This window comes from Candidatus Leptofilum sp. (assembly GCF_965223525.1).
Classification (GTDB): Bacteria; Chloroflexota; Anaerolineae; order Promineifilales; family Promineifilaceae; genus Leptofilum.
Map to the genome: position 1 here is coordinate 837121 of NZ_CBDCWX010000005.1, position 13213 is coordinate 850333.

Annotated in this window: 12 protein-coding genes; all 12 read left to right on the forward strand. The window is 49.2% G+C overall.

The annotated features are described in order from the left end of the window. The first annotated feature begins 2 nt into the window (after positions 1 to 2). The 12 genes from ACOQPM_RS09095 (at position 3) to ACOQPM_RS09150 (ending at position 13155) form a co-directional block, all read left to right on the forward strand. The gene (locus ACOQPM_RS09095) at positions 3 to 1217 is read left to right on the forward strand and encodes a serine hydrolase domain-containing protein (protein ID WP_420628936.1); all 1215 of its coding nucleotides are present in this window, start codon (positions 3 to 5) and stop codon (positions 1215 to 1217) included. Positions 1218 to 1260: 43 nt separating this feature from the next. Next, a complete protein-coding gene (locus ACOQPM_RS09100; RefSeq protein ID WP_420628937.1) occupies positions 1261 to 1659 on the forward strand; it encodes a DoxX family protein in 399 nt (132 codons plus the stop codon). Between the two features lie 34 nt (positions 1660 to 1693). Then, positions 1694 to 2620, forward strand: a complete 927-nt coding sequence (locus ACOQPM_RS09105; RefSeq protein ID WP_420628938.1) for an oxidoreductase — start codon at positions 1694 to 1696, stop codon at positions 2618 to 2620. Positions 2621 to 2849: 229 nt separating this feature from the next. Then, entirely contained in the window at positions 2850 to 3440 is a 591-nt protein-coding gene (locus ACOQPM_RS09110) for a DNA-3-methyladenine glycosylase I (protein WP_420628939.1), read from the forward strand. A 27-nt stretch (positions 3441 to 3467) separates the two neighbouring features. Further along, on the forward strand, positions 3468 to 5090 hold the full coding sequence (locus tag ACOQPM_RS09115; protein ID WP_420628940.1) for a PucR family transcriptional regulator: 1623 nt from the start codon (positions 3468 to 3470) through the stop codon (positions 5088 to 5090). Between the two features lie 137 nt (positions 5091 to 5227). Then, positions 5228 to 6235: a DUF917 family protein gene (locus tag ACOQPM_RS09120; protein WP_420628941.1), complete on the forward strand. Its 1008-nt coding sequence runs from the start codon at positions 5228 to 5230 to the stop codon at positions 6233 to 6235. Between the two features lie 19 nt (positions 6236 to 6254). After that, complete coding sequence (locus ACOQPM_RS09125) at positions 6255 to 7871, forward strand: ABC transporter substrate-binding protein (RefSeq protein WP_420628942.1); 1617 nt, start codon at positions 6255 to 6257, stop codon at positions 7869 to 7871. Positions 7872 to 7948: 77 nt separating this feature from the next. Continuing rightward, positions 7949 to 8971, forward strand: coding sequence for an ABC transporter permease (locus ACOQPM_RS09130; RefSeq protein WP_420628943.1), 1023 nt, complete (start codon positions 7949 to 7951; stop codon positions 8969 to 8971). A gap of 45 nt (positions 8972 to 9016) precedes the next feature. After that, entirely contained in the window at positions 9017 to 9928 is a 912-nt protein-coding gene (locus ACOQPM_RS09135) for an ABC transporter permease (protein ID WP_420628944.1), read from the forward strand. After that, the gene (locus ACOQPM_RS09140) at positions 9928 to 10911 is read left to right on the forward strand and encodes an ABC transporter ATP-binding protein (RefSeq protein ID WP_420628945.1); all 984 of its coding nucleotides are present in this window, start codon (positions 9928 to 9930) and stop codon (positions 10909 to 10911) included. The genes ACOQPM_RS09135 and ACOQPM_RS09140 overlap by 1 nt, the downstream gene beginning before the upstream one ends. After that, complete coding sequence (locus tag ACOQPM_RS09145; RefSeq protein ID WP_420628946.1) at positions 10908 to 11912, forward strand: ABC transporter ATP-binding protein; 1005 nt, start codon at positions 10908 to 10910, stop codon at positions 11910 to 11912. Before ACOQPM_RS09140 ends, ACOQPM_RS09145 begins: the two co-directional genes overlap by 4 nt. Positions 11913 to 12024: 112 nt before the next feature. Further along, positions 12025 to 13155 (forward strand): DUF917 domain-containing protein, encoded by a 1131-nt coding sequence (locus tag ACOQPM_RS09150; protein WP_420628947.1) that lies wholly within the window; start codon positions 12025 to 12027, stop codon positions 13153 to 13155. Positions 13156 to 13213 lie beyond the last annotated feature (58 nt).

Here is a 13213-nt window from a genome sequence, read left to right on the forward strand (position 1 = left end):
TCATGAAAAAAAGAAAACCATTCCTAATCAGTCTATTAATCATTGCAGTTATCGGTATTTACTTAGCCTTTACCTGGCGGCAGTTTTATTGGACACGCGTGTTGGCTTGGGGCAATGGCGGTGTCGAAGATTACCAGATATTCCCCACCCGCCCTATGGAAGCGGCAGATGAACCGTGGGATTTTCCCAATGCCACCGTTGAGGAACAAACAGCGTTGGCACAGACACTTGACAACATTCCTGCCACCCTTGAGATTGAGGGTCATCAAACCAGCGATTTCTCCACCTTCCTCACCAATACCGAAACTACAGCGTTTTTGGTTATCAAAGAAGGCGAGCTTGTTTATGAGCAGTATTTCAATGGATATGAGCGCGACTCGGTGTTTAGCACTTTTTCCGTTTCCAAATCGTTCATTTCGGCTCTGATTGGCTTGGCTATCGAAGACGGTTTTATTGGCAGCGAGAATGATTCTATTGCCATCTATCTGCCTGAGTTTGTCGGTACCGAAATGGAAAAGATTACGATTCACGATCTGTTGACAATGACATCTGGTATCCGGTTTGAGGGGACGCTAATGCCCTGGGACGATTTTGCCCGCACCTATTACACGCCTGATCTGCGGCAACTGGCTTTGACGGCCGAATCGGAGTCGCCAACGGGTGTGCAGTGGGAGTACAACGATTATCATCCGCTGCTGCTGGGACTGATTTTGGAACGAGCCACGGGAACGGAAATTACAGCCTATTTGGAAAGCAAATTGTGGGCAAATTTGGGGACCGAGTTTGATGGCTCTTGGAGCCTAGACGAATTTGGTTTTGAAAAATTGGCTAGTGGTTTGAATGCGCGGCCCATTGATTACGCCAAATTTGGTTTGCTGTTTTTGAATAACGGCCGTTTCGGCAATGAAACCCTCTTGTCAGAAGAATGGGTGCAGCGTTCAACTCGTTATCTGCCCGATGACAACCCTTTGTTAACCGATGTCCCTGGCTCTACCATGGGCTTGTCAGAACACCCCTACCGCTACAAATACTTTTGGTGGATTAATCCACAGGAAAATCGAGCCGACGACTTTTTTGCCTACGGCAATTTTGGGCAGTTTATTTACATCTCGCCAGACACGGACAGTATCGTGGTGCGCTTTGGCGAAACCGCAGGGGATTACACTGGCTGGACGGATGTTTTTTCAACCATTGCCGAAATAGACACGCAGAGCTAAATGATTCAAGATTGGCTCAATATAGAATCGAAGGAGACAAAAAATGCGATTAATTGCACTTGAATATGGAGACAATGTGGCAGCACGAGACAAAATTATTTATTGGATCACAACGGGTCTGTTATCGGCCTCAATGATCATGAGTGCACTGACGTATGTGCTGCAAAATGAAATGATGGGCGAAAACTTTATGCGCTTAGGACATCCAGCTTATCTTGTTTACCCATTGGCCCTAGCCAAGACATTGGGCATCATCGCCATTTTAACGAAGCGATCGCCGCTTCTAAAGGAATGGGCATATGCAGGCTTCTTTTTTGACTTTGTGCTGGCTCTAATGGCACACATTGCATTAGGTGATGTTCAATTTGTTTTACCCGTAATCACCATCATCCTTCTTCTCGTCTCCCGCTTTTACGATCCGAAGGTTTTTGGGACTGCTTAAATCACAAGAATTTACTGTTTTGAGAGGCAAACACATGAGCAAAAATTGGACAACGGCTGATATCCCCAACTTAACAGGCAAAGTCGTCATCATAACAGGCGGCAACAGCGGCCTTGGCTTTGAAACAGCGAAAGAGTTGGCACGTAAGGGCACGCACACGATCCTCGCTTGTCGCAATATGGAAAAAGCAGGAGCTGCTTGGTCAGCAATTCGGGCGGAAATTCCAGAAGCGAAAGGTGAATTGATGGAACTCGATCTGGCTAGCTTGGCTTCGGTGCGTCGTTTCGCTGCCAGCTTCAAAGCCAAATACAAGCAACTTGATCTTCTCGTCAACAACGCTGGTATCGGTGGGGCAACTTACAGCCTGACCGAAGATGGTTTTGAAAAACAACTGGGTGTGAACCATTTGGGGCATTTTGCCTTGACGGGTCTTTTGTTGGATATGCTGACGGCAACGCCAAAAGCGCGGGTCGTTAATGTTTCCAGCGGCATTTATCGTTTTGGCAAGATCGATTTTGATGATCTGACATTTGCTAACGGAAAAGAATACACGCCGATGAAGGGATATAGCCGTTCCAAACTGGCAAATATGCTGTTCACGCACGAATCGCAGCGTCGTTTACAGGCAGCAGGCGTGGATACTATCGCTGTTGCTGCTCATCCGGGTGCTTCAAGAACAAATATAGAGGCTAATGCACCGCCGCCCGATACGTTGTCATCGAAACTTTTTGCTGGGCTGCTCAGTCCTTTGCGGCAAAGCGCGGCAATGGGGGCACTGCCGACCTTGCGAGCGGCCGTTGATCCCGCCACAAAGGGCGGTGATTTTTACGGGCCGGATGGTTTTCAGGAGATAAGGGGGTATCCGGTATTGGTTCAGTCCAATGCGGCTGCCCGCGACGAGGAGGATGGATACCGCCTTTGGGAGACGTCTGAACAGTTGACAGGTGTCCAGTACAGTTAGAGCGAATTAGCAGAAGCCTGCCGCAGTGTCTGGCGGACAATAATAATTTGCGGCTTAGCTTAATATTGGGTTACGGAGCCGGCCATTTCGAACTGTTGGTAGGCAAGTCGTCGCGTGATGTACAATTGCGCGGACGATTTGAGTGGCTATAAGGAAAACACTCCCCCTCTGATGAGGAAAAAATCGCTCAGTTTTCAACGGTACCAACCTAATCGCTTAGAGGAGATAGATGGACACAAAGTTTCGTTGTGACTGGTGTGGCACCACCGATCCGCTGTATATTCGCTACCACGACGAAGAGTGGGGCGTTCCCATTTACGATAACCAACTGCTGTTTGCCAAACTCATTTTGGACGGCGCGCAGGCTGGGTTGAGCTGGATTACCATTTTGCGTAAGCGGGAAAATTATTGGGCAGCCTTTGACCAGTTCGATCCCGAAAAAATCGCCCGTTACGACGAAGCCAAAATTGCCGAACTGCTGCAAAATCCAGGGATTGTACGCAATCGGCTCAAGGTGCAATCGGCCGTAAAAAATGCGCGGGGGTATCTGGACATCATGGAGAAGGAAGGTTCGTTTAGCCGCTTCTTGTGGGATTTTGTAGACGGCCGTCCCATCCAAAATAGGTGGCGCAGTATGGAGGAAGTTCCAGCAGAAACGGCCGTTTCCCAAGCCATGTCTAAAGTCCTCAAAAAACGAGGCTTCAGCTTCGTTGGTCCCACCATCGTTTACGCTTTTATGCAAGCGGTTGGATTTTGTAATGATCATTTAGTGACATGTTTCAGACATCAAGAATGTAAAGATTTAGCGAATCAATTTTGATCCCAAAGCCGTAGGGATGAATAGATTATGGCCATTACTGTTAGGCAGGCTTTGAATATTGGCGGGCTACAAAAAGGGCGGCTGCTGGCCGGGAGCAAACACCTGGATCGCATTATAAATCACGTCAATATTTTAGAGGCGCCTTGGGAGCCATTCTGGGAAACACAAGACCACCTTTTCTTAACCAGCTTTTACGCCTTACGCGACAACACTTCTTTGCAGATTAAAAGTATCCAAGGGTTGGCCGAGCAAGGTTGCGCGGCTCTGGTCTTTCAGAAGGGAATTCAAGATATTTTAGACCCCTTGGTTGTCCAACAGGCAGAGGAATCAGGTTTGCCACTGATCGAGGTGGAAGAATCCGTTGCTTATCCAGAAATCATCACCCCACTTGTACAAGCCATTTCGCGAGAAAAAACGTATCTTCTGCAACGCTCACAAGAAATCCACCAGCGCTTGACTGGGCTAATTTTAGGCGGGGATGGCTTGCAGGCTGTTGCAGATGCGCTGCATGAACTGATTAACCGACCGGTTGCTTTTGTTAACGGCTGGGGCGATTTGTTGGCCGGTGCGCCACAAGTAAATAGCGATAATCTTTTACAAGAAATATTGCAGTTTGCGCGTCCAGGGCTGGTTTGGAACAAAGCAAGCGGCTGCTGGCTTGTACCGCTGGTTACGGGTAAGCAGAATGAGATTGATGGATTTGTGTTGGTATGGGATGCTGAGCAAAGTGCGAACCAGTTGGATCTAACGGCCATTGAGCAAGCTGCAACGGTTGCCTCGCTAGAGCTGGCAAAACAGCGAGCCGTGCTGGAAACTGAACGACGGCTCAAACGAGACTTTTTAGAAGATATGCTCACCGGTGAGCATCATTCGGTGGAGGCACTGCTGGCACGGGGCCGGTCGCTAGGCTGGGATTTGCAGCACAAGCGCGTTGTTATGTTGGTAGATTTAAATGAGTTTGAAGCATATTATTTGCGCCATTTGGAGAAAGGAGAAGCACATTTTCAGCACATCAAACAGCGGTTTTTGCGCGGGGTCTCGCGCGTTGTTGCGGGGGAGAATCCGTTGAGTATTGTGGTGGAGCGCAGCGACAGCATTGTGGTGATGCCCCATTTTGCAGCAGAGATACCTTTGACGCAGGCGCAGCGTGCCACCCATGCACTGGCGGAAAGAATTTGTGCTGGTCTGCCAGAAACGCTGAACGAACTGTCTGTTTCCGTTGCCATTGGCAATTTTTATGATGAGGTGGTGCGCCTGCGCCACAGTTTTGAAGAGGCAACGGCCGCTTTAGAGATCCGCCTGCACTTAGGTAACCCAGAAGCGATAATTTGGTATGAAGATGTTGCGCTGTATGTGCTGCTCAAGCGTTTTTCCGACCAATCTGAAGTGAACCGCTGGCGGGAGCAAATTTTGGGGCGGCTTATCATTTATGATCAAAATAACGACACGGAATTGATAAAAACGCTGGAAACTTATTTCGACGCTAATCAGAATTCGCAGCAGGCGGCTCGCGATTTGTTCGTTCATCCCAAAACTTTGAAATACCGCCTACGCCGCATTGAAGAAATTTTAGGCATCAACCCATTCAAGGGCGATCGGCAATTGGCTTTCTATCTTGCCACGAAGCTAACACATCTGCATAAATCATAACCTCCTCCTATTTGATTTATCCATTGTGGATAAACAGCCTCTTTCTTTTTCATCTTTGTTCCCCGTAGACGGCTTGCAATTGATTATTTATCCTTTTATTAAGGATAGCTGGCCGTTTTTGGCAAACGAGGAGAAGGATGAACCTGAAAACCAATTTAGACGCATTGACCATGGAAACGGCCGTTCTTGGCGGTGCCGTTTTGGGAGGTGGCGGAGGCGGTAAGCTGGAAGATGGTTTGCATCTTGGCGCATTGGCAACGGCTCAAGGGGGTGCCTGCCTCTTAGATTCAGCCAGCTTGCCCCAAATGATTGTGGCAGCCGTAATGCCGGTTTACACATCGAGCCATCAGACGCATCAAATTGACCCCATTCAAATCCATTGTGCCCTGGAAACACTGCAACATGAATTAGGAACGGCCGTTTCCGGTCTCGTCAGCGGCGGCTCAGGGGCTGTTGAAACGATGATCGGCTGGGAATTGTCTGCCTATTCGAACATTCCTTTGCTGGATGCCTGCGTGCCAGCCACATTCCATCCTGCTGCATTGCAAAATTTATTGCTCTTTTTGTGCGAAACGGCCGTTTCCCAAAGGTTCACAATTTGCCTTGTAAACAATCACCAACAAGCTCAAATCTGGAACGGCCAACCAACACAACTATTGCAACAGTTGACCGCTTTGCCCCCCGATGCAACTTACATTGCGGCCGTTGGGCCACTATCGCCAACAGCCCTAACCTGCCAAGCAAGCAAATCGTCTATAAGCGATGCCTTGCGAATTGGGCAACTGTTACTGGCTACCAATGACAATGGCGGCGAGGATACCATTGTCGCTTTGCAAACAATTTTGCCAACCCAATTCTCCACCTTTGCATCGGTAACTGAGATTAGCTGGCACGGGCAAGGGCAGGAAGCTTACGGCCTCATCCACATGCGCGATGTAGCCAATCGGCAACTGCAATTAACGTATGGCCAGCGGTACACAAAGCTGAGCGTTGACAACAAGAAAATTGCCGCATTTCCCGATTTGATCATTACCCTGGGTACGTTAGGCACCCCGCTGACGGGTGAGGAGGTGTTTTTGGGACAAGATTTGTATTTAATAGTGGCCCGGCAAGAACGGCCGCTTCGTAACTGCTTATCCATTTAATTCACACGAGGAGAGGAAAATGAAATCTAAACGATTTTGGTTTATTCTATTGACTGTTTTGCTGATAACGGCCGTCCTAACAGCCTGCGGCGGAAGTGAACCCGCTGAGGAAGACCAACCCGCCACCACAGCAGAAGAAACAGAACAAGAAGCAGCACCCGATCAAAACATTTTTGTCTATGCCAGCACCACCAGCTACCCAGACATAAATCCCGCCACCAGCTTTTCCAACGACTCCCTCATCACGTCCAACTGCTATGAAACCCTGACCTTCTACAACGCACCAGGGAGCACCGAGGTAATCTCACCAAAACTGGCTGAAAGCTGGGAAGTAAATGAAGACAACACGGTTTGGACCTTCAAGATTCGCGAAGGTGTTACCTTCCATGATGGCGAACCCCTCAACGCCGAAGCTGTAAAAAGCGCCATTGAGAATACCATAGAAATTGGCGCAAGTGCGTCTTATATTTGGGCACCGGTTGAATCTATTGAAGTGGTTGATGAATACAACGTGCAGTTCAATTTAATCTATTCCGCACCAATGGATTTGATAGCCTCATCCGGTTATGCTGCCTGGATTTACAGCATGAAGGCGTACAATGAAAATGGTGCAGACTGGTTCAATGAGGGCAACTGTGCCGGAACCGGCCCCTATATAATTGACAGTTATGAACGCGGCTCTCGCCTCATCATGACCCGCAACGAGGATTATTGGGGTGGTTGGTCTGATGGTCAGTTCGATACGGCCGTATTCGAAATCGTCGAAGACCCCGTGGTACGGCAACAAAAAATTGAAGCCGGGACGGCTGATTTTACGTATGAAGTCCCGTCAGATAACCTCGCCACCCTCGATAGCCGTGACGACATCACAGTCTTTACCAATCCCTCCTTCCAAAACTTGGTTGGCTTATTCAACACCCAAAAACCGCCGCTAGATGACGCACTTGTCCGTCAGGCACTCTCCTATACATTCCCCTACGAGCAATTTATCACTGCCATCATGGGCAACCGAGCCGTTCAGGCACGCGGCCCAGTGCCAGGTGGCATCTGGGGGCACAACGCTGATATGCTGCAATACAATCACGATATGGACAAAGCCCGCGAACTGCTCGCTGAAGCCGGATACGCCGACGGCGGATTCGATTTACTCTTCACCTACGCCACAGGCGACTTAGAAGAACAGCAGATTGGAGAACTGTGGAAAGCAGAATTGGCCACGCTCGGCATCAACCTGGAATTGCAGGCCATGACCTGGGAAGCTCAATGGGAGCTAGGCCAATCAGACCCACAAAATGCCCAAGACGTTTTCGTCATGTACTGGTGGCCCGATTACGTCACGCCAACCACATTCCTCTTCAACATGTTCCTCACCGAAGAAGAAACATTGTTCAACCTCGGATATTACAGCAATCCTGAATTTGACGATTTAGTGTTAGAAGCAGATGCTATCTCCGGCAGCGATCAGGAAGAAGCGGCCAACCTCTTTGGCCATGCACAAGAAATACTCGTAAACGATGCTGCTGCCATGTTCTTTTACGATTTAGCAAATACCCACCTTGCCCGCTCTGACATAAATGGCTATGTGGACAATCCCGCCTACCCGCATGTGGTCTTTGTTTACGATCTGAGCCGATAAACCCTGTAAGCAATATCCCCCGGAGGGGTGGCACCTCCGGGGGAATGGCATCGTCCCAGAGAACCAAGGAGAAAAGCATGCAGCGAATTGAATTTATTATCAAGCGATTGGGCCTTGCCATTTTTGTCCTTCTTGCTGTCTCAATCATGACCTTTTTCATTGCCCGCGTCGTGCCATCGAACCCAGCGGCAGCTTGGGTAGGCCCACGCCCGACCCAAGAGCAAATTGACCAAGCCACCATTGAATTAGGCCTAGACAAGCCGCTCTACGTGCAATACCAACGGTATATGTCATCTCTGCTGCGTGGCGATTTAGGCACATCAGTCACCACTCGACAACCAATTCTTAGCGACATTCAGGTTTTCCTGCCTGCTACATTAGAGTTGGTCTTGGCAAGCATCTTGATGGCTGTTGTTCTTGGCGTGCCGCTTGGTGTTTTGTCAGGGGCAAACAAAGGGAAAGTGCTCGATCATTTAACGCGCTTTTTCTCAATTGCAGGCGTATCCATGCCCGCGTTTTGGCTAGGTTTAATCTTACAGCTTCTGTTTTTCAGTTGGTTGGGGCTGCTCCCCTTAGGCGGGCGCATTTCCACCGAGGTCTCAATTAACAGCCCAATTACCACACTAACTGGCTTCAATTTGATTGATTCACTCTTAACCGGCAATTGGGTCGCCTTTGGCGACACCTTGCGCCATATCATCCTCCCTGCCTTTGTATTAGCAACCTATCCAATTGGCCTCACCATCCGCATGCTCCGCTCCAGCATGATTGAAGTGTTGAGCGAAAAGTATATTCTTGCTGCAGAAATTTCAGGCGTTCCGCGACGTACAATCCTTTTTAAATTGGCACTTAAAAATGCAATTACGCCTGCTCTTAATGCGCTGGGGCTTTCCTTTGTCTTTTCCTTGACTGGTGCAATTTTGGTGGAAATTATCTTTTCTTGGCCAGGGTTAGGCACTTATGTTACCAACGCGGTACTCAGCGTTGATTTTCCAGTCATTGTCTCCGTTACCCTCATTGTTACCGTTTTTTACGTATTGATTAATCTGATTATTGACATCACTCAGGCTGTCTTAGACCCAAGAGTGGTTTTGCAATAGGCGTCGGTGGCGTTTTTATAACGGTCACTTTTAAGGAGAATTCTCATGTCTGCTGCTGTTAACCCCGCTGATGTCCCTACTGAACAACCGCCAGCTAAACGCGTCAGCGAATATCATCTGATGTGGCGTGCGTTTCGGCGCGATCCGCTGGCTGTCGTTAGTCTGATTATTCTGCTAGTATTTGTTTTAGGCGCTATTTTCGCCCCTTGGCTGACGCCTTACTCAGCTCAAGGTTTAGGAGACCCAAATATTTTAGAGAAATTTGTGTCTCCAAATGGAGACCACCTTTTAGGTACGGATTATTTAGGACGTGATGTGCTGGCTCGTGTTTTGTATGGGGGGCGCACCTCCTTGAGCATTGGCTTTCTGGTGGTCTTTTTTGCCGCCATCATCGGCATTCCGTTGGGTGCGGTTGCTGGATACTTTGGTGGCTGGGTTGATAATTTGCTGATGCGTGTCACGGATGTTTTTCTGGCATTTCCGCCACTGCTACTGGCAATTGCCTTAGCCGCAGCCCTGGGAGCCAGCTTCATAAATACCATGATTGCCATCTCTTTTACCTGGTGGCCCTGGTATGCACGGCTAGTACGGGCGCAAACCCTCTCTTTACGTCAGCGTTATTTCATTGAGGCCGCCCGCAGCGTGGGTGTGTCGAATTGGAAAATTATAACGACCCACATTTTGCCAAATGTATTAACACCAGTTTTAGTCCAGATAACGCTGGATATGGGTGGCGCGATTCTCACCGGGGCGGCGATTAGTTTTATTGGCCTTGGCGTGCAGCCGCCCACGGCCGATTGGGGTCAAATGATCAGCATTGGTCGCATCTACTTCATTGAGCGGCCCTGGTATGCTGGGTCTGCTGGTGTCTCTATCTTTCTTGTGGTTTTGGCGTTCAACTTGATTGGTGACACGGTTCGCGATGTGCTGGACCCACGCACAAGGAGGTCTGCCTGATGCCGACGCCTATTCTTTCGATTGAAGATTTACATATTCATTTTGATACCTATTCGGGGAAAGCTCACGCTGTCAATGGAATGTCCTTTGAGATTATGCCGGGGGAAATTTTTGGCCTGGTTGGTGAATCGGGCTGTGGCAAATCGTTAACTAGCTTGGCGGCGTTGCGAATGGTGCGACCACCGGGGCGCGTGGTGAACGGCCGTATTCGCTTCCAGGGTCAGGACATCATGCAAAAAAGTGAAGCTGAAATGAATGAAATACGGGGCGGTCAAATTGCCATGATATTCCAAAATCCGACAGCCTCACTCAACCCCGTATTTACTGTTGGCAACCAAATTATGCGCTTGCTGGACCTGCACACAGACCTGGACAAAACCCAGGCAAAAGAACGCGCCCTCCATTTGTTCGAGCTGGTTGGCTTGCCTAACCCACAGCGTATTTTTGAAGCCTATCCTTTCAATTTAAGCGGCGGGATGCAGCAGCGCGTCATGATTGCAATGGCCCTTTCTTCAGAGGCTAGGCTATTGATTGCAGATGAGCCAACCACAGCACTCGATGTAACGATTCAGGCACAAATTTTGTCGCTTTTAACCGAACTGCGCGAGAAAGAAAACCTCTCTATTCTTTTTATCACTCATGACTTGGGGGTGGTGGCTGAAACCTGCGACCGAGTTGGCGTGGCCTATGCTGGTCGCATTGTGGAGATTGGCTCAATTGACGATGTTTTGTACGAAACAAAACATCCATACACTAAGGGTTTGTTAGGCGCAATGCCCGATTTGATCCCTCATGGGCAACCGTTGCAGGTGATTAGTGGCTCCGTTCCCGATGGTCTGAATCCAGTGGCAGGCTGCCCATTTCATCCACGATGCCCTGACGTGATGGACGTTTGTCGTACCCATGAGTCGCCATTCATCAGCGTCGGCGAGAATACTCATCTGGCTACCTGCCATTTGTATGGCAAGGAGGTGGTATCGTGACAAACGAGGCATTATTGCAGGTTGATAATCTAACCAAAATCTACACATCGCGCAGGGGGTTTTTGTCCCGCAAGCAAAGAAAAGTCCGCGCTGTAGATAATGTAAATCTGACCATCTTCAAACAAGAAACGATTGGTGTGGTGGGGGAATCGGGCTGCGGCAAAACCACCTTGGGTCGCGTAATCATGGGACTGGTGCCATCTACAGCAGGCACCGTACAGTTTGAAGGGCAGGATATGTCTGCCACCAACCGCAAAAAAAGCAGTCATCAGCGTGATATGCAGATGGTTTTTCAAAATCCGTACAGCTCTTTTGATCCACGCTTTACGGTGCTTAGATGCGTAGCGGAGCCATTGGTCACGCATACTTCATTGCGGGGCGACGCATTGGTCAAAGAAGTTCGTCAATTACTAGAGCAGGTTGGGATGCGGGGGCGCATTCTTAATCGCTATACCCATGAATTTAGCGGTGGGCAACTACAGCGGATTGCCATTGCGCGGGCTTTGGCATTGAAACCCAAATTTATTGTGCTCGATGAACCGACTTCGGCTTTGGATGTGTCTGTGCAGGCACAAATTATCAATTTATTGCAGCTTTTACAGAAGGAATTGAAGCTGACTTACCTTTTTATCTCGCATGATTTAAGCGTGGTGCGCCACATCAGTGACCGCATTGCGGTGATGTATTTGGGGAAGATTGTGGAGCTGAACAGCTCGGCAGATATGTTTGCGGGTCAGGCGAAACATCCGTATACGCAGGCTTTGTTAACGGCCGTTCCCTCCGTCGCCAAAAATTTACAGCAAAAACGAACCGTTCTCAAAGGTTCCGTACCCGATGCGTCCAACCCGCCTTCCGGCTGTTATTTTCACCCCCGTTGCCCGGTAGCGGTTGAACGCTGCAAACATGAAACGCCACTGTTGGTTCGAGGGGGAGAGCAAAGCTGGGCAGCGTGCCATCTGGTTGATGATGTAAAAGCCAATAAGAATCTTGAACTAAACTGAGCATTAATTTGGCTTTTACTTGAGCAAACCACAGAGAAATCGCATTGCGGTTTTCAAGATCTTTTCTGTGGTTTGCAGAACAGCAAAGCAAAAATTAAGGAGAAACTAAACCATGCCATATGGAAAGCTAGAAACATTACAAGATTGCGAAGATTTTGTGCAAGGCTGCCTGATTATGGGCACCGGCGGTGGAGGCAGCGTTGCCGAAGGGATGGCGGCCTTGCAAAAAGCTCTGGAAACGGGGCTTACATTGGAATGGATTGATGCGGCTGACATTCCCGATGATGTATTGACGGCAAGTGTCTTTAGCATGGGATCCATTGCACCTGTCTCGCAAGAGACGCAGGATGAGATTGCCAGTTTGAGATTAGAGGAACAGACGGGTTATGAGGCGATGGGAACGGCCGTTAAAGAACTAGGCGATTATTTAGAAAAAACCATCGGCGGCATCATTCCCGTCGAACTCGGAGCTAGCAACACGCCCATTCCGCTTGTGGTGGGGGCGCAGCATGGCATCCCCGTTATTGATGGCGACTATGCGGGTCGTGCCGTTCCTGACGAGATGCAAGGAACGCCATATCTACATGGGAAAGTTGGTTGGCCAGCGACCAGCGTTGATGGCTTTGGCAATGTCACGATTGCCAAGAGGATGAGGAACCCAACCATGTTTGAGCGCGTGGGCAAGATGCTAGCCGTTGCCGCTTATGGGCATACAACAATGGCGACAAATCCCTTTAGTGGCCAGGAAATGAAAAAACTTATTGTGCCAGGTACGCTAACAAATTGCCTAAGGCTGGGCCAGAAAATGCGCTTGGCGCGGGAACGCGGGGATGATCCGGTGGAAACGGCCGTTTCCGTCACCAACGGTTGGCGGCTGTTTGAAGGTATCGTCACCCAAAAAGAGTGGGAAGACCGGGATGGCTACATGTTCGGCACAACCCATCTGCGAGGCACGGGGGATTACGAAGGGCAAACCTTGTCCGTTTGGTTCAAAAACGAAAATCATGTTACCTGGCTCAACGGCAAGCCGTGGATTTGTAGCCCTGATTTGGTGACACTACTTTACAAAGAGACTGGTCTAGGAACTACCAACACGCTGATTAAAGAAGGCGACACAATTACGGCCGTTGGTATCAAAGGGCTGGAATCGTTCCGTACCGAATTTGGCCTAAACGAATCCACCGGGCCACGCTACTTTGGTTTTGACATTGACTACGTTCCGATTGAGGAATTGATGGGATAAAAACCGCAGAGACGCGAAGAACGCAGAGAAAAACAAATAGCTTCTCCTCTGCGGTTCA